Source organism: Streptomyces sp. NPDC001351, from assembly GCF_042896045.1.
Lineage (GTDB): Bacteria > Actinomycetota > Actinomycetes > Streptomycetales > Streptomycetaceae > Streptomyces.
In genome coordinates, this window is the sequence record NZ_JBIAWS010000006.1 from 488,510 (window position 1) to 513,398 (window position 24,889).

At 72.3% G+C, this 24,889-nt stretch carries 18 protein-coding genes; 12 read left to right on the top strand and 6 right to left on the bottom strand.

The features are described from left to right. Positions 1–100: 100 nt before the first annotated feature. From ACFY1U_RS24545 to ACFY1U_RS24560, 4 genes are all read left to right on the top strand, one after another. Complete coding sequence (locus tag ACFY1U_RS24545; protein WP_344401905.1) at positions 101–790, top strand: response regulator transcription factor; 690 nt, start codon at positions 101–103, stop codon at positions 788–790. Further along, positions 787–2,259, top strand: coding sequence for a sensor histidine kinase (locus ACFY1U_RS24550; RefSeq protein WP_390696256.1), 1,473 nt, complete (start codon positions 787–789; stop codon positions 2,257–2,259). Before ACFY1U_RS24545 ends, ACFY1U_RS24550 begins: the two co-directional genes overlap by 4 nt. Before the next feature lie 53 nt (positions 2,260–2,312). Beyond that, the gene (locus ACFY1U_RS24555) at positions 2,313–3,314 is read left to right on the top strand and encodes an NAD-dependent epimerase/dehydratase family protein (protein ID WP_390696257.1); all 1,002 of its coding nucleotides are present in this window, start codon (positions 2,313–2,315) and stop codon (positions 3,312–3,314) included. A 146-nt stretch (positions 3,315–3,460) separates the two neighbouring features. Further along, a complete protein-coding gene (locus ACFY1U_RS24560) occupies positions 3,461–3,766 on the top strand; it encodes a hypothetical protein (RefSeq protein ID WP_390696258.1) in 306 nt (101 codons plus the stop codon). Between the two features lie 4 nt (positions 3,767–3,770). Here the strand turns inward: ACFY1U_RS24560 and ACFY1U_RS24565 are convergent, their stop codons facing one another. After that, positions 3,771–4,883, bottom strand: a complete 1,113-nt coding sequence (locus tag ACFY1U_RS24565) for a sensor histidine kinase (protein WP_390696425.1) — start codon at positions 4,881–4,883, stop codon at positions 3,771–3,773. Positions 4,884–4,885: 2 nt separating this feature from the next. After that, complete coding sequence (locus ACFY1U_RS24570; RefSeq protein WP_390696259.1) at positions 4,886–5,623, bottom strand: response regulator transcription factor; 738 nt, start codon at positions 5,621–5,623, stop codon at positions 4,886–4,888. A 215-nt stretch (positions 5,624–5,838) separates the two neighbouring features. On the opposite strand from ACFY1U_RS24570, the gene ACFY1U_RS24575 reads away from it, so the two are divergent. The 3 genes from ACFY1U_RS24575 (at position 5,839) to ACFY1U_RS24585 (ending at position 8,356) form a co-directional block, all read left to right on the top strand. Further along, entirely contained in the window at positions 5,839–6,522 is a 684-nt protein-coding gene (locus ACFY1U_RS24575; protein ID WP_390696260.1) for a glycosyltransferase family 2 protein, read from the top strand. Between the two features lie 5 nt (positions 6,523–6,527). Beyond that, positions 6,528–7,136: a DUF2064 domain-containing protein gene (locus ACFY1U_RS24580; protein WP_390696426.1), complete on the top strand. Its 609-nt coding sequence runs from the start codon at positions 6,528–6,530 to the stop codon at positions 7,134–7,136. Between the two features lie 485 nt (positions 7,137–7,621). After that, entirely contained in the window at positions 7,622–8,356 is a 735-nt protein-coding gene (locus ACFY1U_RS24585) for a methyltransferase domain-containing protein (RefSeq protein ID WP_390696261.1), read from the top strand. A 92-nt stretch (positions 8,357–8,448) separates the two neighbouring features. Here ACFY1U_RS24585 and ACFY1U_RS24590 read toward each other — a convergent pair whose 3' ends face one another. Both ACFY1U_RS24590 and ACFY1U_RS24595 read right to left on the bottom strand, forming a co-directional pair. Beyond that, entirely contained in the window at positions 8,449–8,904 is a 456-nt protein-coding gene (locus ACFY1U_RS24590) for a hypothetical protein (protein WP_390696262.1), read from the bottom strand. After that, entirely contained in the window at positions 8,904–10,142 is a 1,239-nt protein-coding gene (locus ACFY1U_RS24595) for a molybdopterin-dependent oxidoreductase (protein ID WP_390696263.1), read from the bottom strand. The genes ACFY1U_RS24590 and ACFY1U_RS24595 overlap by 1 nt, the downstream gene beginning before the upstream one ends. A 114-nt stretch (positions 10,143–10,256) precedes the next feature. On the opposite strand from ACFY1U_RS24595, the gene ACFY1U_RS24600 reads away from it, so the two are divergent. After that, positions 10,257–11,573 (top strand): hypothetical protein, encoded by a 1,317-nt coding sequence (locus ACFY1U_RS24600; RefSeq protein ID WP_390696264.1) that lies wholly within the window; start codon positions 10,257–10,259, stop codon positions 11,571–11,573. Positions 11,574–11,687: 114 nt separating this feature from the next. Here the strand turns inward: ACFY1U_RS24600 and ACFY1U_RS24605 are convergent, their stop codons facing one another. Further along, positions 11,688–14,552 (bottom strand): SpoIIE family protein phosphatase, encoded by a 2,865-nt coding sequence (locus ACFY1U_RS24605; RefSeq protein WP_390696265.1) that lies wholly within the window; start codon positions 14,550–14,552, stop codon positions 11,688–11,690. Positions 14,553–14,754: 202 nt separating this feature from the next. On the opposite strand from ACFY1U_RS24605, the gene ACFY1U_RS24610 reads away from it, so the two are divergent. Next, positions 14,755–17,844, top strand: coding sequence for a beta-N-acetylglucosaminidase domain-containing protein (locus ACFY1U_RS24610; RefSeq protein WP_390696266.1), 3,090 nt, complete (start codon positions 14,755–14,757; stop codon positions 17,842–17,844). Positions 17,845–17,936: 92 nt separating this feature from the next. Here the strand turns inward: ACFY1U_RS24610 and ACFY1U_RS24615 are convergent, their stop codons facing one another. Then, on the bottom strand, positions 17,937–18,701 hold the full coding sequence (locus ACFY1U_RS24615; RefSeq protein WP_390696267.1) for a sugar isomerase domain-containing protein: 765 nt from the start codon (positions 18,699–18,701) through the stop codon (positions 17,937–17,939). A 171-nt stretch (positions 18,702–18,872) separates the two neighbouring features. Here ACFY1U_RS24615 and ACFY1U_RS24620 point away from each other — a divergent pair, with 171 nt between their 5' ends. From ACFY1U_RS24620 to ACFY1U_RS24630, 3 genes are all read left to right on the top strand, one after another. Next, positions 18,873–19,757 carry a MurR/RpiR family transcriptional regulator gene (locus ACFY1U_RS24620; protein WP_123968103.1) on the top strand — a complete coding sequence of 295 codons (885 nt, stop codon included), beginning with the start codon at positions 18,873–18,875 and terminating at the stop codon, positions 19,755–19,757. A gap of 110 nt (positions 19,758–19,867) precedes the next feature. Continuing rightward, positions 19,868–24,091: an NEW3 domain-containing protein gene (locus tag ACFY1U_RS24625; protein ID WP_390696268.1), complete on the top strand. Its 4,224-nt coding sequence runs from the start codon at positions 19,868–19,870 to the stop codon at positions 24,089–24,091. After that, positions 24,088–24,774: a peptidyl-prolyl cis-trans isomerase gene (locus ACFY1U_RS24630; RefSeq protein ID WP_390696269.1), complete on the top strand. Its 687-nt coding sequence runs from the start codon at positions 24,088–24,090 to the stop codon at positions 24,772–24,774. Before ACFY1U_RS24625 ends, ACFY1U_RS24630 begins: the two co-directional genes overlap by 4 nt. The last annotated feature ends 115 nt before the right edge of the window (positions 24,775–24,889 follow it).

Consider the following 24,889-nt stretch of genomic DNA (forward strand, 5'->3'; position numbering starts at 1 on the left):
GCTGTCGATAACCTGTCGTACAACTTACAAGTACTTATCGATGTGCCGGCTGTGGGCCCGACCACATGGCCCGGCCTGCCGCGTACCGCACTATGAGCGGGTGGAAAAAGTACGCCTCCTGGTCGTGGACGACGACCCGCCGATCGCCGATCTCGTCGCGACCGTGGCCCGCTACGAGGGCTGGGACGCGGTCACCGCGAACTCCGGTGAGGAGGCCCTGCGGCTGGCCGGCGAGTTCCACCCGGACATCGTGGTGCTCGACCTGATGCTGCCCGACGTGGACGGCTTCGGTGTCCTGGACCGGCTGCGCGGCTCGGGCACGATGGTGCCCGTGGTGTTCCTGACCGCGCGGGACGGCGTCGCCGACCGGGTGGCGGGCCTGACCCGCGGCGGTGACGACTACCTGGTCAAGCCGTTCGCGGTGGAGGAGCTGATGGCCCGGCTGCGGACGGTGCTGCGGCGCAGCGCCGGACCCGGCTTCCAGCGCTCCGTGCTGCGGGTGGCGGACCTGACGATGGACGAGGACACCCGCGAGGTGCGGCGCGGCGACAAGCTGCTCACGCTCACCCCCACCGAGTACGAGGTGCTGCGCTTCCTGATGCGCAAGTCGCCGACCGTGATGACCAAGGCGCAGATCCTCGACCATGTGTGGGAGTACGGCTTCGGGGGCCGCTCGAACGTCGTCGAGCTGGTCGTCAGCCGGCTGCGCCGCAAGCTCGACGACACGGGTGAGCCGCTGATCCAGACGGTGCGGGGCTTCGGGTATGTGATCCGGCAGGCGGCCGAGTGATCCGCCGGCTCCTCAGGTCGTACCGCAGGCTCCGGCTCGGCACCCGGCTGGCGCTGGGGCTCGGGGCGCTGGCGCTGGTGGTGTTCGCCGTGGTCGGCACCGCCCTGACGACCTATATGCGGGACTACCTGTCGAACCAGCTCGACGACCAGCTGGGGCTCGCCCAGGTCGCGCAGTCCAGGAGCATCGCGGAGACCGGCACGCTCGCGGGCAAGAAGTACTGGGGCTGGTACTACGCGGTGTACGACGTGTCGCACGGCACCCCTGTGCTCCGCAAGCCCGAGGAGCCGGGCGACCTGCCCGAGGACGTCGCCGGGCTGACGGCCGTGGCCAAGGCGCAGATCTCCGCGGACACGGAGGTGCTGCGCACCGAGGACATCGCGGGCCAGGGCGAGTACCGGCTGCGCAGCTGCGAGGTCAAACCCGGCGTGATCCTGGTCAGCGGGGCCCCGACGGCCGACATCGACGACACGGTACGGCGGCTGGTCACGGTCCAGGTGGTCGCCTTCGGGCTGGCCCTGCTGGCGCTGGTGCTGGCGGGCCGGCGGATGCTGCGCCGGGGCCTGAACCCGCTGAGCGACATGGCGCACACCGCCCACGGCATCGCCTCGCACGACCTGACCGAGTCGGCGGCCCGGCTGCCGCTGCGCGCCGACAAACGGGGCGGCGGCCCGGAGGTCGAGGAGCTGCGTACCGCCTTCAACACCATGCTGGAGCACATCGACGACTCGCTCGCGGTGCGCGCGGAGGCCGAACAGCGGCTGCGCCGCTTCGTCGCGGACGCCTCGCACGAGCTGCGCACCCCCCTGATGTCCGTACGGGGCTACGCGGACCTCTTCCAGTACGCCGCCGCCAACGCCCCCGAGGAGCGCGACAAGCACCTGGCCCGGCTGCGCGCCGAGGCGGCCCGGATGGGCGTGCTCCTGGACGACCTGCTGCTGCTCGCCCGCCTGGACGCGGCGGAGGTGGACGCGCCGCTGCGGATGCAGGACGCGGACCTGGTGGAGCTGGTGGACGAGGCGGCTGCCGCCTTCCGGGCGACCCACCCGGAGCGCCCCTTGAAGGTGACCTCCGGCCCGCCCTCGCTGAAGCTCCGTCTGGACCCGCACCGCATCCGCCAGGTCCTGGACAACCTGCTCACCAACGCGGCTGTGCACACACCGGCCGGTACGCCGGTGTCGATGGCGGTCGAGGTGACGGGCGACAGGGCCGTCGTACGGGTCGAGGACACCGGCCCCGGAATTCCGGCCGCCGACCAGGAACGCGTCTTCGACCGCTTCTACCGCGTCGACAAGGCCCGCAGCCGCGACCGGGGCGGCAGCGGGCTCGGCCTGTCGGTCGCCAGTTCCCTGGTGCGCGCCCACGGCGGCACGATCGAGCTGCGCAGCGCACCGGGGTCGACGGTGTTCACGGTCTCGCTGCCGGTGCGCGGCCGGCTCCTGGGCCCCGGAGGTCTTACGGACCCGTGACATCCCGGGCGCGGCCCACCCGTCCCGCCTGGTCACGGCCCTAGCGTGGCCGCATGCGAGTACTGGTCACCGGCGGTGCCGGGTTCATCGGGTCCCATGTCGTGCGGGCACTGGAGGCACACGGGCACGAGCCCGTGGTGTACGACGTCCGGGCCGATCCCGCCTCGGACGTACGCAGCCCCACCGCCGTCCGCAGCGCCCTCACCGGGGTCGACGCCGTGTGCCACCAGGCGGCGATGGTCGGCCTGGGCACCGGCTTCGCGGACGCGGCCGACTATGTCTCCCACAACGACCTCGGCACCGCCGTCCTGCTCACCGCCATGGCCGAGGCGGGCGTACGACGGCTCGTGCTGGCCGGGTCGATGGTGGTGTACGGCGAGGGGCGCTACGGCTGCCCTCGGCACGGGCTGGTACGGCCGGGCCCGCGCACGGTGGCCGACCTGGACGCCGGCCACTTCGAACCGCCGTGCCCGGTGTGCGGTGCGGCCCTGTCCCCCGGGCTGGTCGGCGAGGACGCCCCGGTCGACCCGCGCAACGTGTACGCGACGACCAAGCTCACCCAGGAGCACCTGGCGGCGGCGTGGGCGCGCGCCACGGGCGGCTCGGCCGTGTCGCTGCGCTACCACAACGTGTACGGGCCGGGGATGCCCCGCGACACCCCGTACGCGGGCGTCGCCTCCTTCTTCCGCTCCGCGCTGGCCCGCGGTGAGTCCCCGCGGGTCTTCGAGGACGGCCGTCAGCGGCGGGACTTCGTGCACGTGCGGGACGTGGCGGCGGCCAATGTGGCGGCGCTGGAGGCAGGTTGTGGCGAGGGGGCGCTGACCGCGTACAACACCGGCAGCGGCGAGGTGCACACGGTCGGCGAGATGGCCCGTGCGCTGGCCGCGGCGTACGGCGGCCCCGAGCCGGTCGTCACCGGGGAGTACCGGCTCGGCGACGTACGGCACATCACGGCGGACTCGGCGCGACTGCGGGCCGAGCTGGGCTGGAAGGCCGAGGTGGGCTTCGAGGAGGGCATGCGGGAGTTCGCGCGGGCCGGAATGCGTGAGGCATAGGCCCGCGACGGACCGCTGGTGCTGCCCTGGGGGCAGCCGGGGATGAGGGAGTTCACGCGGACGCACCGAGCGTGTCCACGCCTGGACGACGGCGTTGTCGTCGATCATGGCGCTGTTCGTCACACATAAGTTGAAAGGACCGCAGAATGCTCCGGCGTACCCTCAAGCCCACCCGCACCCGGATCGCCGCGCTGCTCAGCGCACCGGTGGTGGGCGTGTTCCTCCTCGCCCCGGCGGCCTTTGCGGACACGCCGCCGCCGGGCAAGAAGGTCGACAGCGCCACCGTCATCGACAGAGCCTGCAAGCACGCGAGCGAGGACTCCGAGGACGGCGCGGACGGGACCTGCGAAAAGCTCGTCGCACCGCTCCTCTCGCATGCCATCGGCCCCGGGAGTGGTCTCACCTGCCGGGAGATCTCCGCGACCGACATCGAGTGCCGCCCCGAGAGGTGACCGTTCAGGCCTTCGCGACCGGCAGGGTCACCTCGAAGCGGCAGCCGCCCGGGATGTTGCGGACGGTCGCGCGGCCCTGGTGCGCCTCCACGATGCCCCGCACGATGGCGAGGCCGAGGCCCGCTCCGGCAGGGGGAGTCCGGGCATGCGTGCCCCGCCATCCGGTGTCGAAGACGCGGGGCAGGTCCTCCTCCGGGATGCCGCCGCAGGCGTCCGTCACGGACACGACCACACCGTCCGGCGAGCGTTCCGCGGCGATCGCCACCGTGCCGTCGGCGGGAGTCCGCCGGATGGCGTTGACCAGCAGATTGCCCAGCACCCGGCTCATCTCCCTGCCGTCCACCTCCACCGGCAGGGGCTCGACCCGGTCGCCGACCAGCCGTACGCCGTGCTCGCGGGCCAGGGGGTCGGCGCCCGCGAGTGCGTCGCCGACGAGGTCGTAGAGGGAGATCCGGCTCGGGCTGAGCGCCAGGGTGCCTGCGTGGATGCGGGAGAGTTCGAAGAGGTCGCCGACCATGTCGTTGAGGCGCTCGACCTCGGTGCGGATCTGCTTGAGGTAGCGGCCGGGGTCGGCGGCGACGCCGTCCTCCAGCGCCTCCGACATGGCGCGCAGGCCGGCGAGGGGGGTGCGCAGGTCGTGGGAGATCCAGGCGACCAGTTCACGGCGGGAGGACTCCAGGGCACGTTCGCGTTCCCGGGACTCGGCGAGCTTGGCGCTGGTGGCCTCCAACTCCCGGCTGAGGGCGGCGAGTTCGGCAGTGGCGGGGCCGGCGGGCGAGGTGAAGTCGCCGCCGTCGCCGAAGGAGCGGGCGGCGAGGGTGAGGGCGCGGCTGCGGGCGGCGACCCAGCGGCCCAGCAGCAGGGCGGTGGCCAGGGAGACCACGGCGGCCATGGCGACGACGGTCGTGACGACCTTCAGGTCGTGCCCGGACAGGAACATGGCCTGCGCGACCGCGAGGGTGCCCGCGAGCATCGCGGTGACGGCGACGGCGGCGACCACACCGAGGTGCAGGGCGAGCGAGCGGCGCCGGATGAGCAGCAGCACACAGGCGCCGAGCAGTCCGGCCGCGGCGGCGCCGAGGAAGGCGAACAGGGCGATGAGGAGGTTGTCGTGCACGGTCACGCCTCCGCTCGAAAGGCGCCGTCGGAGACGTCCTCGGAGCCGTCGAAGCGGTAGCCCACGCCCCACACGGTCTGGATCAGCCGAGGCCTGCCCGGGTCGTCCTCGACCTTGCCGCGCAGCCGCCGTACATGAACGGTGACGGTCGACAGGTCGCCAAAGTCCCAGCCCCACACCTCGTGCATCAGGTCCTCGCGGCTGTAGACCCGGCCGGGGTGCCGCAGGAAGAAGGCCAGGAGGTCGAACTCCCGGATGGTGAGGGCGAGTTCGGCGCCGTTCTTGAGGGCACGGCGGGACGCCGGGTCGACGGAGAGCCCGGCCGCCCGCAGCAGGCCCGACGGCTGGGAGGGCCGGGTGCGGCGCAGCACGGACTCCACGCGCAGGACCAGCTCGCGGGGGCTGAACGGCTTGGTGACGTAGTCGTCGGCGCCGACCTCCAGCCCGAGGATGCGGTCGTCCTCGTCGCCGCGCGCGGTGAGCATGATGACCGGCACCGGTCCGCGGCCCCGCATCCGCCGGCACACCTCGAGGCCGTCCATGCCGGGCAGCATCAGGTCGAGGACGACGAGGTCGGGCCAGTGGGCGGCGGCGCGGGCGAGCGCGTCGGGCCCGTCGCCGGCCCGGTCCACGACGTATCCGGCGCGGTCGAGATACCCGGTGACGACCTCGGCGACGGTCGGATCGTCGTCCACGACGAGCACCCGGGCGCCGCCCTGTCCGTACTGCTGCTGCTCCATGGGCCCAGCCTCGCACCGCACGCGCGCGTAAGCCGCCGTCCGCCTCCTGACGTCCCCGTTTCGTAAGGAGCCGAAGCCCGATTTGTCCGATTCTGATTCGTAGGGTGAGTGCCGTGACGCCCCCTTCCGACAAAGACGTATCCGGAACAGACGTATCCGGGAAAGACGTATCCGGGAAAGACGTATCCGCCGTACGAGACCCGGGCGCGACGTCCGTGGACGTCGTACTCCCCTGCCTCGACGAGGCCGAGGCACTGCCGTGGGTGCTGGACCGCATCCCGCCCGGCTGGCGCGCGCTCGTCGTGGACAACGGCTCCACCGACGGGTCTGCGGACATCGCTCGCGCGCTCGGCGCGAGGGTCGTGCGCGAGGCGCGGCGCGGCTTCGGTGCCGCCTGCCACGCGGGCCTGACGGCGGCCACCGCGGACATCGTCTGCTTCTGCGACTGCGACGCCTCGCTGGACCCGGCCGACCTGGTGCCGTTCGTGGAGCGGATCCGGGCCGGGGAGGCGGATCTGGTGCTGGGCCGGCGCCGGCCGCTGACGCGCGGCGCCTGGCCGTTGCACGCCCGCGCGGGCAACCTCGCCCTCGCCCGTCTCCTTCGCCGCCGCACCGGCCTGCGCCTGCACGACCTGGGCCCGCTGCGCGCCGCCCGCCGCGAGCCGCTGCTGTCCCTGGCCCTCACGGACCGCCGCAGCGGCTACCCCCTGCAGATGGTCGTCCGTGCCGCGGACGCGGGCTGGCGGATCGCCGAGCACGACGTCCCGTACCTGCCGCGTGCGGGCGCCTCCAAGGTGACCGGCACCTGGCGCGGCACCTGGCAGGCGGTGCGGGACATGAGCCGGGTCCTGGCCGAGCCGCCGGTGGCGGCGCGGGTACGCGAAGGAGTCCGCCCATGACCTCCCTGGCCACGCTCCTGGTCATCGCGAAGGAACCGAGGCCCGGCCGGGTGAAGACCCGGCTGACGCCGCCGTTCACCCCTCGGGAGGCGGCGGCGCTCGCCGAGGCGGCGCTGGCGGACACCCTGGACACCGTCGCACGGACTCCGGCCCACCGCCGGGTCCTGGTCCTGGAGGGCGAGCCGGGCCCCTGGCTGCCGCCGGGCTTCGAGGTCGTACGGCAGTGCCCGGGCGGCCTCGACGAACGCCTGGCCGCGGCCTTCGCGCACTGCGCCGGCCCGGCTCTGCTCATCGGCATGGACACCCCCCAGGTGACACCGGAGCTGCTCGCTGTGGACTTCGCCGGCTGCGACGCCTACTTCGGCCCCGCGGAGGACGGCGGCTTCTGGGCCCTGGGCCTGGCCGCCCCGGACCCGGCACTCCTCCTCGGCGTGCCGATGTCGACACCCCGCACGGGCGCCGTCCAACGCGCCCGGCTGGCAGGCCTGCGTGTACGGGACCTGCCGCGCCTGCGGGACGTCGACACGGCGTACGACGCCGAACTGGTCGCCAAGACCGCACCCACCAGCCGCTTCGCGGCTCAGCTGGCCCACCTCACGGCGGCGGACCGATGAGCGGCACGACGCAAGGCGTCCCGCAACTGACTACACGGATCGGGCGCCAGCCACCCACCGACACGGCTCCCGACCACCCGGCCCCGGAGCCCGACGACTCCCCGCCGGCAACGACCCCGGACACCGGCCTCGACACCCAGGGCCCCCACGGGCCAAGCACCCCCACGCCCCGCCGAGCACCAACCCCTGAGGCGGACACCCACCCGACGAACCCGTCCGCCGCCTCCCACACCCAGCGGCCCCACGACGCGAACAGCTACCTGTCCCGCCACCAGCCGACCCCGGGGCCCGGCCACTCCCCACCAAGCACCCGCCCGACCAACCCAGGCACCGCCTCCAACACCCAGGGTTCCCCTGCCGCGAGCGGCCCCATGGCACGTCGAGGGGTGGCCCCGGAGGTCGGCAGCACCCCATCAGGTGCCCGGCCGTCGGGCTCAGGCGGCGGGCTCGGAGCCGCGCGGCCCGTCGTGCCGAGCCGTGTCGCAGTGCGTCGGCGCCCCGGCGACGGTCCTCGCTCGCAGGTCGGCCCCGAGGACGACGGCACCTGGTCCGCCGACCCCTATGCCTGCGCCCTGCGCGCCGGACGCGGCCCGCTCTTCCTGCGCCGCGCCGACGGCTGGTTGCTTCTGCTGGAGGTCGAGCGGTGGTGTGCGGAGGCCGACGGTGTCGATCTGGAGGTGTTGCGGCGGTGCGAGGGTGCGGTGCTCGACGTGGGGTGCGGGCCCGGGCGGCTGGTCGTCGCGCTGGGCGCGCGGGGGCTGCCGGTGCTCGGGATCGACGTGAGTGAGGCGGCCGTCGCCCGCACGGTCGCCCTCGGCGGGCAGGCGCTGCGCCGCTCCGTCTTCGAGCCGCTGCCCGCCGAGGGCCGCTGGGGCACCGCACTCCTGCTCGACGGCAACGTCGGCATCGGCGGCGACCCGCGCGCCCTGCTGGACCGCATGGCCCGACTCCTGGCCCCCGGCGGCCTGTTGATCGCCGAGACGGTCCCGGACCCGGAGGTCGACGAGCGGGTCCGGGTGCATGTCACCGACGCCCGAGGAGCCGCCGGCAGCCCCTTCCCGTGGGCCCGGCTCGGCACGCCGGCCCTGCTGCGGCACGCGCGCCGGGCGGGCTGGCATGCCGTGGATCAGTGGACGGCCGGGGGCCGCTGTTTCGTCGCCCTGCGCAGCCGCAGCAGGAACAGCAGCGCCGTCACGGGCGGCCGGCAGGCGAGGAAGTAGCCATCGGCACAGGCCGGTCGCGGAGCGCTTCGCCCCGCTACCAGGCCGCCCCGCCGCCACACGCACACCCACGTCGGCAGCCGTGCCGACGATCAATGGACGGACCGCCGTTTCGTCGCCTTGCGCACCCGCAGCACAAACAACACCGCCGAACCACCGAAGAGCACGGCCGTCAGCAGCAGCCAGCGGGACAGGAACCGGTCCGCGGACAGGCCCGTGGCGGACGCGTAACGCGCCGTCACCTGTCCGCCGATCAGCGGGAACCAGACCAGCAGAAGCAGCAGCGACAGCGCGGCCGGCACCCGGACGTACCCCACCCACCCGCGCCGCGGGCCCGCCGCCTTCACCAGGGCGCGGTCCGCCGCCGCGTACAGCGGAAGCAGCACCAGGTCGTGCAGCAGCGCCGCGCCCGCGAACCACAGCGCGACCCCCAGCCAGTCCCCCACGAGCAGCCGCACCGCCGCATAGGCGGCAAGCGCGAACGAGCAGGCCAGCAGCAGGATCTGCAGGGGGCTGCCGAGCGGCAGCGCGAACCGGGGGCGCCTCATCACAGGTCTCCGAACGTCATCCGCGCCACCCACTTGGTGTTGAGCACACCGGGTGCCGCGGGCACGATGACCCGTGCCGGATGGCCGTGGTCGGGGGTCAGCTCCTCGCCGTTGACGAACAGGGCGAGCAGGGAACGCGGGTCGGCGACCTGGTTGGCGCGCAGGGCGGCCCGCCGGAACGCGCCGTGCCGTTGCAGTGACTCCACGAAGACGTCCGGCGGATCGTCCTCGTACCCCACGAGGGCCGCGAGATCCCGCAGCCGCACGCCCCGCCACCACTGGTCGGAGGTCGACCAGCCCTCGACACAGGCGATGGGCAACGCCGAGCTGTGCAGGGGGAGTTGGAGCAGTTCGGCGCGGCTGAGCCGGACGGTGCCGGTGCGACCGCTGACGGTCAGCCGCCACGCCTCCGCACTCCGCTCCGACGCACTGATGCCGGCGTACACGGCGGTCTTGTTGATCTGGAAGCCGCCCGGACCGCTGCCCGGGTCGGCGCCCCCGTGCGGGGCGAGTACGGCGGACCACCGCAGCCCGTCGAAGTCCTGCCCGGCCGTCGTGGCGAACAGCAGCAGGGAGCCGCCTCCGACCAGCCCGAGGGCCCCCCGTCGGGAGACGGTCGGCGGGTCGGGGTCAGGAGACTCCAATTCCCGTTCCTCCTGCGTCAATTGATGCGGTTGACGCATACTCCGCAGATTGCGCAGGGCCGCCGGAGTCTTCAGCACCGCGTGCGCGGCGAACGCGGCGAAGAAGACCCACGCCCCGTAGAAGTGCAGCGGGTAGAAGGAGCCCGGGAAGACGTAGTCGAGCTGGACGTTCAGCACGCCGGTGACGAACTCGAACAGGCCGCCGCCGACCAGCAGCAGCAACGAGATCCGCTCCAGCGCATGGGCGAGGGAACGGGCGGGCGGCAGCGTGAACAGCTTCGGCACCACCGACCACAGCTTGGCCAGCAGCACGGGGATCAGGGTGATCCCGAGGGTGACGTGGACGCCCTGGGTGAGCCGGTACAGCCAGTGCGGATCGGTCGGCCAGGAGAAGAGATAGAAGCCGAGGATCCCCTTGTCCGGGGTCTTGTCGTTCACCCGCGCCAGGTCCGGGTTGTAGGCGGCGTACGACAGCAGCCCCGTCACGAACAGCACGGTGATGCCGCCGAGCAGGACGATGCCGAGGACCGAGGTGAACCAGGGGCCGCGCACGGGACTGCGCCAGAAGGAAGGCGAGAAGGGAGTCCGTCTCATGCCCCGACCGTAGGTCCGGCGCACCCCCGAAAGGGGTCCGCGAACCATGACGAAACTCTGACGTCCGTGCATGTCAGCCGCCCGGGGGACGTCCCGCGCCCTAGCGTGTGCGCCGTGAACCGCGACCTCCGCCGAGACCTCTACGCCGCCGCGGCCGCCGCCCTGCTCGCCGTGACGGCCGCCGTCATCGGCACCGGCATCGAGCACCGCAACGGCTCGCTCCGCGTCGGCTGGCCCCCGCTCCTGGCGACCTGGGACCCGCACGTCGGTCCCGGCACCCCGGCGGCGATCGCCGTCGCGGTCGCCGTGGTGGCGTACGGTCCCCCGCTGGCCGCCCGCCTGCCCTGGCGCCCCCTGCTGCTCGTCACCTGGGGGACGGCACTGGCCTGGACGTGGTCCCTCGCCCTGATCGACGGCTGGCAGCGCGGCATCGCCCGGCGACTGACGACGCGAAACGAATACCTGCAGGTCATCGACCGCTTCCACGACATCCCCGGCGCGCTGCGGGACTTCACCCACCACATCCTGATCGAATCCCCCGGAAACTGGCCCGCGCACATCGCCGGCCATCCCGCGGGGGCCACCGTCACCTTCGTCCTCCTCGACCGCATCGGACTGCGCGGCGGCGGCTGGGCGGGCACCTTCGTCATCACCGTCGGCACCACGGCGACGGCCGCGGTCCTGATCGCCGTACGCGTACTCGCCGACGAGAAGCTGGCCCGGCGGGCCGCCCCCTTCCTCGCCCTGGCCCCGGCGGCGGTCTGGGTGGGGGCCTCCGCCGACGGCTACTTCACGGCGGTCGCCGCCTGGGCGACCGCGCTCCTGGCCCTCGCGGTGACGGGCCACCATCCGCGCTGGACGGGCTTCGCCTCGGGCCTCCTCTTCGGACTGACCGCCTACCTCTCCTACGGCCTCACCCTCTTCGCCCTGATCGCCGCCGTGGTCCTCCTCCTCGGTATGAACCGCACGCGCCCCCTCCCCTTCCTCCTCGCGGGACTCGCCGTCGTCCCAGCGGTCTTCACCGCGCTGGGTTTCAACTGGTGGGAGGCGTACCGCCTGCTGGTCATCCGTTACTACCAGGGCGCGGGCGGCGTCCGGCCGTACAGCTACTGGGTGTGGGCGAACCTGGCCTCCACGGTGTTCATCGTCGGCCCGGCCACCGCGGCAGGCCTGCGCCGCACCTGCACCACTCTCATCCACCGCACCCAGGCATCCGCCTTCCGCCTCGCCATCCTCGTGGCCGCGGCCCTGCTCGCCCTCCTCGTCGCCGACGCGTCGGGCATGAGCAAGGCAGAAACGGAACGAATCTGGCTGCCCTTCGCGATGTGGCTCTTGCCGAGCTGCGCCTTCCTGACGGGGGCACGCGGCTGGCTGGCGGCGCAGGGGGTGCTGGCGCTGCTCGTGAACCACCTGCTGTTCACGGCCTGGTGACCGGGCAGGCGGGGCGGGACCCCGTGCGGTTGCGCGGCGCCCCGGCAGGGGTGCGCGGAACCGCGCGGGCAGCCGAGGCGGCGCCACAGACCAAACACGCCCCACCCGCACGGCTCACGGCAGTGCCTGCTCCGTCCAGATCACCTTCCCGTATGGCGTATACCGAGTCCCCCACCTCTCGGTGAGCTGGGCCACCAGAAACAACCCGCGCCCACCCTCGTCCTCCGTACGAGCCCGCCGCAGCCGCGGCGACGTGCTGCTCCCGTCGGACACCTCGCACAGCAGCGCACGGTCGCGCAGAAGGCGGAGCTGCACGGGCCCGGTGGCATGACGGATGGCGTTGGTGACGAGTTCGCTGGCGACCAGCTCGGTGGTGAAGGCGAGTTCGTCCAGCCCCCACGCGGCGAGCTGTCCGGTGACCGCGGTGCGGGCGCGGGAGACGACCGCCGGGTCACTGGGCAGCACCCACTCGGCGACCCGTTCCGGCCCGAGGACGCGAGTCCGGGCCACCAGCAGCGCCACGTCGTCACTCGGCCGCTCCGGCAGCAGCGCGTCGAGGACCGCCTCGCAGGTGTCCTCGGGCGACCGGCCGGGAACGCCCAGGACGGTACGCAGCCGGTCCAGACCGGAGTCCATGTCCCGCAGCCGGTCCTCGACCAACCCGTCGGTGTAGAGCACGAGTTGGCTGCCCTCGGCGAGCTCCAGCTCGACGGTCTCGAAGGGCATGCCGCCGAGGCCGAGGGGCTGGCCGGGTGGCAGGTCGACGAACTCGACCGTGCCGTCCGGGGCGACGACCGCGGGCAGGGGGTGCCCGGCGCGGGTGAGGGTGCAGCGCCGGGACACCGGGTCGTAGACCGCGTAGAGACAGGTCGCTCCGACGATGCCGGAGTCGGCCTGGGTGCTCTCCACCGCCCAGCCCTCGCCCCGGTCGAGGCGTCCCACCAGGTCGTCGAGGTGGGTGAGGAGGTCGTCGGGCGACAGGTCCAGGGAGCAGAAGTTGTGCACGGCGGTGCGCAGCCGGCCCATGGTGGCGGCGGCGTGCAGGCCGTGGCCGACGACGTCCCCGACGACCAGGGCGACCCGGGCGCCGGACAGCGGGATGACGTCGAACCAGTCGCCGCCGACGCCGGCCTGCGCGGGCAGATAGCGGTAGGCGACCTCGACGGCGCTCTGCTCGGGGCGGCCCTTGGGCAGCAGGCTGCGCTGCAGGGCGAGGGCGGTGTTGTGCTCGCGGGTGTAGCGGCGGGCATTGTCGATGCAGGTCGCGGCGCGCAGGACCAGCTCCTGGGCGAGGGAGAGGTCGTCGTCCTCGAAGGGTGCGGGCCGCTCGGAACGGTAGAAGCTGACCACGCCGAGCGTGGTGCCGCGGGCCCGCAGCGGCACGGCGATCAGGGAGTGGACGCCCGCCGCGAGCACCCGCCCCATCCGTTCGGGGTCCTGCGCGATCCAGCCGCCCGCCTCCGCGAGGACCGGTTCCATGACGGACTGGGTGAGTTCCAGGCAGCGGGCCTGCGGTGTGGACGAGACGTACTCGACGGCGTCTCCGACGTCATACAGATTCGCGGGCTGCTTGCGTACGGCGCGGATGGCGACCCGGCGCAGCGCCGTACAGCCGCCGAGCGCCACCGGCTCCTCGCCGCGCAGCACCGCGTCGGGCACGTCGACGGCGACGAAGTCGGCGAACCGGGGCACGGTCACCGCGGCGAGTTCCTCCGCGGTGCGGGTGACGTCGAGGGTGGTGCCGATCCGCACCCCCGCCTCATGCAGCAACTCCAGCCGTCTGCGCGCGAGTACGGCCAGCCGGCCCACGCCGGGTTCCCCGACGAGCAGCAGCCGGCTCTCGGCGCCGTCGAGGATGTCGTCGACGGTTTCGGCGGGTTGTGGTGCCGGGGGCTGGGGCGGAGGCACGACGGCTCGTACGACGACGGCGGGCCGGGAGACCGTCGGGTCGGTCGCCTCGCGTGCGGCCACCGGCCCGTTCGGCCCCGGGGTCGCCACCGGCACCGGCCCGGCAACCGGTGGCGACGTCGGCCGGCCCAGTCCGCTGAGCTGCGGCCCGCCCAGGATGCGCGCTTCCACCACGACGCCCGTCTCCCCGGCCGCACCCATGACCTGGCGCCGCAGCAGCGTGGCGACACGGCCGCCCGAGAGCGGGACCTCGTCGAGGGTGCGGCCCGGCGAGGCGATGAGTTCCTCGGCCCGCTCGCGCAGTACGGCCAGGTCGATCCGGCCGAGGCCGTCGGCGTCGTGTCCGTTGCCGTCGCCCGGCGCCGGACGGACGGGCGGCCGTGCCGCTCCGCGCACGTCGAGGGCGGCCCGCCGGTAGGCGGCGAGGAGCGCGCGTTCCCGTTCCGTGGCCTGTTCGAGGAGGCGGCCCTCGATGTCCCGGGCGGCCGCCCGGACCAGTCGCAGCATGGTGGGGTCGCCGTCGTCGCGCAGGCAGGTGAGGTCCAGGACGGCCTCGATGCGGCCGCTCAGCGGGTTGCGGACGGGCGAGCCGGCACAGGCGAAGGGCTGCAGACAGTCGGCGAAGTGCTCACGGCCGACGACATAGATCGGGCCGCGCTCGGCGAGCGCGGTGCCGACGCCGTTGGTGCCGACCACCGGCTCGGAGGCGTCGAAGCCCGGGGCGAAGTTCACCTCGTCCAGCCGGTCGCGCAGCCGCGGGTCGCCGTCGAGGCGCCGCACCATGCGGCCCCGCGCGTCGCACAGCGCGATCGACATGCCCATGTCCGCCAGGGAGGCGCTCAGTCTCGTCAGCACCGGGTCGGCGGCGCGCAGGAACCGTTCATCCAGCGTCAGGCCCTGCTCGTAGGGGACGCGCAGACGACCGGGTTCGAGCCCCGCGGAGCGGCAGCGCTTCCAGGATTCGAGTACCGAACCCCGGACGTCCGCCTCGACCCGCGCGCCCGCCAGGAAACGTTCGTGGGCATCGACGAGTCCGCCGATGTCGTCCCAGGCGACGGACACCGAGATCACTTCCTCACCTGGAGCAGGCCCGGTCGCGCGCCGCCGATCGGTACGCCCGGGCGTGGTCCTCCAAGCGCTTTCACCCTAGCTCCGCTGTGACGCACACCACAACATCAGGCACTGACCGCTCCACCCACGCCCCATTGAATGATGTATTCAGCATCTCTAGCATCACGCGGTGGATGCATTCACCCTTGGCTCAGGAGAATCCATGTTCCCAGCCAGACGTCCATGGCGTTCCACGACCGCCGCGCTCCTGCTGACCGCCGCACTGACCGCCCCCACTGCGACCACCGCGACGGCCGCCCCGGCCGCACGGCCACCCCAGGTATGGCCGACGCCCCAGCAGATCCAGAGGACGGCGCCGGGCCAACTCACCGTCCCGGCAAGGGTGGTGGAGGTCGTCGGCCCCAGCACCGACCCCTCGGCCCGCCGTCTCGTCGACTCCGTTCTCCGTGGCGCCGGCGCCACACACATCACCATCGTGCGGGCCGACGGCAGACCTCCGAAGGCCGGTCTCACCGTCTATCTCGGCGGTCCCACGGAAAACCCGGCCACCGCAGGCATCTTGAAGCGCCTGCACGCCAAGTCCCCCACCGGTCTTCCCTCCGGCGGCTACGCCCTCGCCTCCGGCCGCGCTGACGGCCGCGCCCTTCTCGCCCTGTCCGGCATCGACACCACGGGCACGTTCTACGCGGCCCAGACCCTGCGCCAACTGGTTCGCAAAAAGGGCGAGTTGCCCCCGGTCACCGTCCGCGACTGGCCCATCGCCGCCCTGCGCGGAGTCGTCGAAGGCTTCTACGGCACCCCGTGGACACACGCCGAGCGCCTCAACCAGCTCGATTTCTACGGCCGTACGAAACAGAACGTCTACGTCTACTCCCCCAAGGACGACGCCTACCTGCGTGCCCGATGGCGCGACGAGTACCCGGCCGCCGAGCTGTCCCGGCTCAGGGAGCTGGTCGACCGCGCCGACGCCAACCATGTCCGCTTCACCTACGCCCTCTCCCCCGGCCTGTCGGTCTGCTACTCCGCCGCATCGGACATCGCCGCCCTCACCCGCAAGTTCGACTCGCTGTACGGCATCGGCGTGCGGTCGTTCGCGATCCCGCTGGACGACATCAGCTACACGAAGTGGAACTGCGACGCCGACGCGCAGGAGTTCGGCACGGGAGGGGGCGCGGCGGGCGCGGCCCAGGCGCATCTCCTCAACCAGGCGTGGAAGGACTTCTCCGCCCACCACACCGGCCTCCAGCCCCTGGAGATGGTCCCCACCGAGTACTCCGACCTGGCTGACTCCCCGTACAAGAAGGCCCTGCGCGAGAAGCTGGACCCGTCCGTCGTCGTGGAGTGGACCGGTGTCGGCGTGATCGCGCCGAGCATCACGACCGAGCAGCTGAAGCAGGCCCGCACGGTCTACGGTCACCCGATCCTGGTCTGGGACAACTACCCGGTGAACGACTACGTCACCAGCCGTCTCCTCCTCGGCCCCTACACCGGCCGCGAACCCGGTGTCGCGAGCGAGGCCGTCGGTGTGACCGCCAACCCGATGGTCCAGGGCGAGGCGAGCCGCCTGGCCCTGTTCACCTCGGCCGCGTACCTCTGGAACCCGGCCGCCTACGACCCCCGCGCGGCCTTCCTCGCCTCGGTCCGCGATCTCGCGGGGCCCTCGGCGGCGAAATGGCTGGGCACCTTCGCCGAGGCGAACTACTCCTCCCAGCTGGACCGGACCGAATCACCCACGCTCACCCAGCTCATTGCGGCCTTCCGTAAGGCCTACGCCGACGACAGCGGCCTCGACCGGGCGGCCGCCGCGCTGACGTCGTACTTCAGCGACATGGCAGCCACGCCCGCCGAGTTGCGCGCCCACCTCGCCAACCCGGCCTTCCTGGACGAGACTTCGGCCTGGCTGGACAAGCTCGGCCGCTACGGCAGCGCGGGCCGGACCGCCGTGGCCCTGCTGCTGGCCGACAAGAAGGGCGACACCGAAGCCGTCACCACGTACTGGAACCGGCTGAGGGCCGAGCGCAAGGAACTCGACGCGATCCCCCAGCAGGTGTCGCCGGGCGTGATGGACCAGTTCCTCTACACGACGATGCTGGACACGGCGCCCGACCCCGGTGTCGACGCCTCCTTCGCCCCGGGTTCGCTGAGCCTCGAGCCGGGCGCGACCGGGACGGTCACGCTCGACCTCTCCGACAAGCGCTCCACCGCCTCCCGCACGGTCTCCTGGAAGCTGGCCGTCCCCGAAGGCGTCACCGCCTCGCCCACCGAGGGCAGTGTCACCGTCCCGGCCAAAGGCAGCGCCTCGGCAACGGTCAGGGTCACCGCCGGGACGGCACAGGGAGTCCGCTCGCTCGTCGTATCCGGCACCGGAATCCTCAGCCGCGCTCTCCCGGTCCGGGTCACCGACGGAACGGGAACGCCCAGGGCACTGACCGCCGACTTCAGTGGCGCTTCGGTGAGTTCGATCGACCTCTCCTCCGGAAAGAGCACCGCCCTCGCGGTGGGCGCCAACCCCGGTGAGGTGGTCGTGAGCGCCGACGGGCGCACCGCCTACGCCGCCGATCAGGGCTCGAACACGGTCAGCGTGATCGACGTGGCCGCCGGCAAGGTCACCGCGACGGTCCCCGTGGGCCGCGTCCCGGCCGGCCTCACCCTCACCCCTGACGGCCGTACGCTCTGGGTCGCCAACTACACGGACGGCACGGTCCAGCCCGTGGACACGACCACGCTGGCAACGGGGACACCTCTCCCGGTCGGTTCCGGACCGGAGAACATGGCGATCACACCCGACGGCAGGACCCTGTACGTCGCCGACATCCACGACAACACGGTCTCGCCCGTCGACCTCACCACGGGTAAGACCGAGACCGCGGTCCCGGTCGGCCCGAGCCCCTTCAACGTGGTCGCCGCGCCCGACGGAAGGACGGTCTACGTCTCCGACTCCGGCGGTTCGACGGTCACTCCGATCGACACCGCGACGAACGACACCGAACCGACCCTGCTGGTCACAGGCCAGGCCTACGGCCTGGCCCTCTCCCCGGACGGCCGGACACTGTGGGTGAGCCCCAGCAACGGCGACTCCGTGACCCCCGTCGACACGGTGACCGGCGCCCCAGGCAAGCAGATCACGGTCGGCAAGTCGGCCTTCGACGTCGCCCTGAACTGGAACGGCACCAAGGCCTACGTCACAACAGCCGACGAAAACGCCCTGGTGCCGGTCGACACAGCCACGGGGACAGCGGGGCCACCCCTCCCCACCGGCGCATATCCCCTGGCGGTGGCGACAACCCCTTAAGGGGCGCGGGGCTGTGTCGGTATGCGGCTCCGCCGCGGGGCGCGATCAACCCCCACCGACCTGCAGCCGACCACAACCCTAAAAAGGAGCCCTCAACTGGCGGTACGCCGAATCCTCCCGGCGTACCGCTTCTCCAACTCCAGGTTCCCCTCGAACCCACCGGGCACATTGGCCGACACATACACGGGCGGCCGCTCACCGGACTCAAGCAGCAGCTTCGAGGCCTCGGCGACAGCCATCTGGACCAACATCACCCCGGTGAGGGTTGACAGCGCGCACACCGCCCCACCCTCCGGAAGCTCCAACAACGCATCCCCCCGAGGCGCCCGGTTGTCGAGCACGACATCAGCCAGATCGACGAGCTTCTTCCCGCTCGGATGCCCCGCGGGCACGGCCCGCGTATGGGTGAGGGAGGTGATGGCAAGCACCCGGTGACCCCGCTCCTTCGCCTGCAGCGCCATCTCGACGACCACATTGTTGACACCGGAGTTGGAGATGATCACGAACAGGTCCTGCGGGTTCGGCGCTGCAAGGTGGTAGAGCCGTTCGGCCACACCGGGCTCGCGCTCCAGGAGCGGATCGTCGAGAACGCTCGGGGCGTCACCGCCGTACAGGACGAGGTCGGCGATCTGGAGCCGGTTGGTGGGGACCAGACCGCCCGCGCGGCCCGCGACCTCGAGCACCATCGCCTGGGAGTGGCCGGTGCCGAAGGCCTGGATCACGCCGTCCGAGCGGACGCAGTCGGCGATCAGTCCGGCGGCGCCCGCCACCTCTTCGCGCGCGGACTCGGTGAGCTTCGCCAGGACGGACAGGCTCTCCCGTGCGAAGCCCTCGGCGCTCACAGACTCGACGGACACACGACACTCCCCACTGGTGGATTGAACCACCCCACCCGACTCCATAGATGAATCAATAAATCACATGGATGATGCAGCAAGCAATGCAACGGCACGATGCGTGAACATGGCTCGCCTTCGTGGTCCTGGTATTCAATCCATCCGCCTATGGGTGGCTGGTACCTTCTCCTCATGCCCTCGACGGACGTCACCACACTGATCCGCACCGAGCTTCCCCGGCTGGCCGGATCCCTTCGCAAGGTCGGCGAGCTGATCCTGGAGGATCCGGCCGCCGTGACCCACTGCTCGGCCGCCGAACTGGGCCGCCGCACCGGCACCTCACAGGCGACGGTGACCCGCTTCTGCCGTGCCATCGGGCTCGACTCGTACCAGCACCTGCTGATCGAACTGGCCCAGGAGCGCGGCCGCGGGGAGGTCTCCGACTGGGGTTCCGCCGAGATCGGCCCCGACATCTCGCCGGACGACAGCCTGGAGCGGGTCGTCCAGGTCGTCGGCAGCGCCGACCTGCGCGCCATCCAGCAGACCATCGACCGGATCGACCTCGACGCGGTCGAGCGCGCGGCCCAGGCACTGGCCAAGGCCCGGCGGATCGATGTGTACGGCGTCGGCGGCAGCGGCACGGTGGCTCAGGAGACCGAGACCCGGCTGTTCCGTATCGGCTGCGCGGTCCGCGGCTGGACCGAGGTGCATGGCGCGGCCACCTCCGCGGCCCTGCTCACGCCGGCCGACGTGGCCATCGGGATCTCCCACTCCGGCGCCACCCGCGAGACCCTCGAACCGTTCGAGATGGCCAAGGAGCGCGGCGCCACCACCGTCGCCATCACCACCGACCCGCGCTCGCCGCTCGCCCGGGCCGCCGACATCCGGCTCATCTCGGCCACCTCCGAGACCAGCTTCCGCACGGGCAGCATCGGCGGCCGCCACTCGGTCCTGATGATCGTCGACTGTCTCTACGTCCGGGTCGGCCAGCTCTCCTACCAGCGGGCCAGCGCCTCACTCGCCCTCACCGACCACATCGCCCCGCAGCATGCGGTGAAGTCGCGCCGGACGAGGTGAAACCGGGCGCGACTGCATGGATGAACCACCGAGAATGCGTGAAGGTGGTTGTTTGAATCATCCCGGCGATGCCAGGATGGGACTCCCCCGAGCATCCTCGTAGGAGACCCATGCGCGTCACCTCTGCCGAGTCGACGGAGCTCTTCGTCGGGACGACCGAGCATCCGCACCAGGTGATGGCCGTCGAGCTGAGCCACGCACCGGGCCGCACGGTCCGCATCGCCGCCGTCGGCCCGGGCGTCTCCGGGACGACGGTCGCGACCACGGGCGACGACGGCACGGTCCGCGCCGAGATACCCGTGACGACCGATCTCGCCCCCGGCGCCGGCACCCATGTCACGGTCACCGCCGAGGATGCCGGCGACCCCGCGCAGGCCGGTGCGCTCACGGTCCCCTTCACGGCCGCCGAGCCCGGCTGGACCATGTTCATGGTCAGCCACTTCCACTACGACCCCGTCTGGTGGAACACCCAGGCCGCCTACACCGAGACCTGGGACGTCGCCGACGACCCCGCCTCCACCGGACTGCCCGCCCGGACCTTCGACTCGCGCGGCCAGTCGGGGATGAGCCTGGTCCGCGCCCACTGCGACCTGGCCCGTCGCGACCCGGCGTACACCTTCGTGCTCGCCGAGGTCGACTACCTCAAGCCGTACTGGGACTCCTTCCCCGAGGAGCGGGCCTTCCTGCGGGAGCTGATCCGCACCGGCCGCGTCGAGATCATGGGCGGCACCTACAACGAGCCCAACACCAACCTCACGGGCGCCGAGGCCACCGTACGCAACGCCCTGTACGGCGACGGGTTCCAGCGCGGGATCATGGGCTCGTCGCCGGAGACGGCCTGGCAGCTCGATGCGTTCGGGCACGATCCGCAGTTCCCGGGGCTGATGGCGGACGCGGGCATCAGCTCCAGTTCGTGGGCGCGCGGGCCGTTCCACCAGTGGGGGCCCACTCTCTCCGTCTTCGGCGAGGAGCCGCGCGATCCCGGGCGGATGCAGTTCCCGGCCGAGTTCAGCTGGATCGCCCCCTCGGGGCGCGGTCTGCTGACGGCCTACATGGTCAACCACTACGGCGCCGGCTGGGCGATCGACAACGCCCCCACCCTGCCGGCGGCGGAGGCGGCCGCCCTCAAGCTGTTCCGGGGCTTGAGGTCGGTCGCCCTCACCCGCAATGTGCTGCTCCCGGTCGGTGGTGACTACGCGCCGCCGTGCCGCTGGGTGATGGACATCCACCGGGACTGGAACGCCCGTTACGTCTGGCCGCGCTTCATCAGCGGCACCCCGCGCGACTTCTTCGCCGCCGTGCGCGCCGAGCTCGACGCGGAGGGCCGCAAGGCGTCCCCGCAGACACGGGACATGAACCCGGTCTACACCGGCAAGGACGTCTCCTACATCGACACCAAACAGGCCCAGCGGTACGGCGAGACGCTGCTCGCCGACGCGGAGGCCTGGGCGACGCTCGCCTCGCTGGTCGCCGGGCACCCGTACCCGGACGCGGCGCTCGACAAGGCCTGGCGGCAGCTGATCTACGGCGCCCACCACGACGCCATCACGGGCTCCGAGTCCGACCAGGTCTACATCGACCTGATGACCGGCTGGCGCGAGCTGGCCGACCTGGCGGAGACCGTGCACGCCGACGCCACACAGGCACTGGCCGACCGGGTCACCCCGGGCAAGGGCGCCGACCTGGTCGTCTTCAACTCCGCAACCTGGCAGCGGCAGGACGTCCTCACGGTCGACGACCCGGGGCTCGTGCCCGTCGACCTCCCCGCGGTCCGCGAGGACGGGAAACTCCACGTCGTCGTACCGAAGTTGCCCGCCATGGGACTCAAGGCCCTGCCCCTCGCCGAGGGCACCGTCCCCGAGTGGGCGCCCAGCGAGGGCACCACCATCCGCAACGAGTTCTACGAGGTCACGGTCGACCCGGCGCGCGGCGGCGGCGTCAGCAGCCTGCGCGCGCTCACCGAGGGCGGCCGGGAGCTGCTGCGCGCCGGGGACATCGGCAACGAGCTCGTCGTCCAGGAGGAGTACCCCAGGCACCCGCGTTTCGGCGAGGGCCCCTGGCACCTCACGCCGACGGGCACCACTGCCGCCCGCAGCCGTGACGTGGTGGCGCAGGCCGAGGTCGAGCACTCCCCCGCCGGCGCCCGGATCACCGTCCGCGCCGACCTCGGGCTGTTCCGGTACACCCAGCGCCTGACGCTGTGGACCGGCGTTGCGCGCCTCGACGTGACGACGACCATCGACGGCTACGACGGCGCCGACCGGCTCATCCGCGTGCGCTGGCCCTCCGACGTGCAGGGCGGGCTGCCGGTGCACGAGGTGGCGGACGCGGTGATCGGGCGCGGCTTCGGATTCGTGGACGTGGACAGCGAGGAGTTCCCGTGGACGCTGGACAACCCCGCGGGCACCTGGTTCGGGCTGGGGTCGACGGCACGGGTCGAACTGCGCGACGACACAGGTGCCTTGCTCGGCCGCCGGTCGATCGGGGTCGCCGAGCTCGTGTACGCCTCCTGGGAGGAGGCGGGTGAGCTGGGGACGCCGCTCGCGGCCGCCCTGGTGCGCGCCGGGGTCACGGCGACCTCGACGATCGCCGACGGCCCGCGCTACGGCGACCTGGAGGTCGACTCCAACCTGCCCGACATCCGGATCGCCGTCGGCGGCCCGGACCGCAACTCCCTCGTCGCCGAGGCGCTGGGCTGGGATCCGGCCGCCGGGCGGGAGCTGCAGCGGCAGCTCGCCGAGGGCGGCGTGGCGGCCGTCTGGGTCGCGCCGCGCGCCTCACTACGCGAGGAGTGGGTGCCCGGGGCCGACCTGCGCGACCTCGAACGGCTGCCGCTGCTGGTGGTCGCGGGCGCCGACGCCGAGGGGGACGCGAAGGCGGTCGACGCGCTGATCGCCGACCTGGACGACGCGACCGTCACGGCCACGGCGGCCGGCGGCGGCGAGGCCCTGCCACCGGGCGACGCCTGGGACGGGCGCGGCTTCGCCGTCCTCAACCGGGGCACACCGGGCTGTGTCGTCACCTCCTCGGGCGACCTCTACATGTCACTGATGCGCTCCTGCACGGGCTGGCCCTCCGGCATCTGGGTCGACCCACCCCGCCGCACGGCCCCCGACGGCTCGGGCTTCCAGCTCCAACGCTGGTCCCACACCTTCGAGTACGCGGTGGCAGGCGGCGAGGGCGACTGGCGGGAGCAGCAACTGCCCCGCATCGGGCATGAGTTCAACCACCCGCTGAGCGCGCGAGTGCGACACACATCGGACATTGCCTCCCTACCAAGGGAGTTGAGCCTGCTGCGCCTCGAACCGGCGGGTGAGGTCCTGCTCGACGCCCTCAAGCCGGCCGGTTCCCCACTCGCCCGCGGGAGCGTTGCACCGGCGGACCCGGGGCGCGGGGTCGTCGTGCGGATGCACGAGGTCAACGGCCGTCCGGTACGGGCGCGAGTGCACGGGCCGCGCCCCTGGACGCGGGGCGCCCGCACCGACGTACTGGAAACACCCGCGGAGCAACTGGCACCGGACGAACAGGGAGTGCTCTCCATCGGCCTGACCGGGTTCGAGGTCGCGACGGTCCTGGCCACGCCCACCGAGGGCTCTCGGAGCGCGTACGACGCCGGAGTCGCCGCCCACGAGCCCGCGCAGCCGGTCCACACCCGCTACTGGCTCCACAGCTCCGGCCCCGCGCCCCGGGGCAACATGCCGGTGGCCGTATACATCTCACCGACGACGCTCACCGCCTCCGACGGCCCCTTCACCGCGACCGTCCGCATCTCCTCGGAACTCACCGACGCGCCCGTCTCGGGCACCGTGACCGTGGCGGCCCCGCCCGGCTGGTCCACCGAGCCCGCCACGCTGCCGTACGCACTGGCCCCCGGCGGCTTCACCCTCACCGAGGTCACGGTGACGCCGCCGCCGGACGCCACACCCGGCCGACACTGGCTGGCGGCACGGTTGTCGTACGAGGGGCAGACGTACGAGGACGTAGCGGCCGTCGACGTACCGGGCGGGCCGGTCGGTCCAACTCTGCTGACTGATCTGGGAGTTGACCGGATCAGGGTCAGGAGCGGCGAACGCACCCGCGTCCCGGTGACGCTGCACAACACCACTCGCGGCCCGATCAACGGCACCTTGTGGGCGGTCTCCTCCTGGGGCACTTGGCCGGGAGTCACCCCGGGTTGCCAGGGCTTCACGATCGCAGCCGGCACGCAACTGAACTGCACCATCGACGTGAACGGCGCGACGATCCCGCCTGGCTCGTACTGGCTGCTGGCAAAGACCGCCTGGCACGGCCGGGTGGCCTACACGAAGGCCGTGGAGCTGGAGGTGACGCCATGACGGACCACGCAGCGGTAGTACACGGCGAACCGGTCCCCAAAAGCCGTGTGGACGCTCTCCTGGAGACGGTGCAAGAGCGCCCCTTCAGGGGCGCGGGGAACGGCGCGACCAGCCACAACGACGCAGCAGACGGCCATCGACACAACGCGGCACTATCCTCCCCGGCCCGCGCGGAGCGCCAACGCAGACGCTGGGCGACACAAGTCGTCGTCGCAGACGAACTCGCCCGCAGGGCCGTTGCGGAACGGGGCCTACCCCCCGTGCCGGAGGTATCACCAACCCGCCTACTGGCCGTGGCCGAGAACGACGTCGCAGACCTCGGCAGCATCGTCGCAGCCGCCCTCGCCCACTCCCCCGCCGCCCGAACCCTCCTCACCGAACTCGAGGCCGAGCAGCACATCCCCGAGGAAGCCGTACAGGACTACTACGACCGCAACCGGGACCGCTTCCTCACCCCGGAGGCACTGCGGCGGGGAGTCGACCCGTTCGGGCGGAGGGCGGCACCCTCCGACTTCCTGCCGTTCGAGCAGGTCCGGCAGGCCGTCGAAGGCGAGCTGCGACGCGCGGCGGCCCACCGTGCCTTCTTCGCCTGGTTCGACCAGGCCCGGGCCGACGTGGTGTACGCAGCCGGGCACGAGCACCCCGGCGACCCTTCGCACCCGGACCACGAGCACCGCCACTGAGTCATCGGCGAAACCGCGGGCGGAACAGAAACGCAACACGGCAAACCATTGACCTCCGATGAATTCTGGTCCACCTTTTCATCAATCGGAGTCGAAGTTGGTTGATTGAACCAGC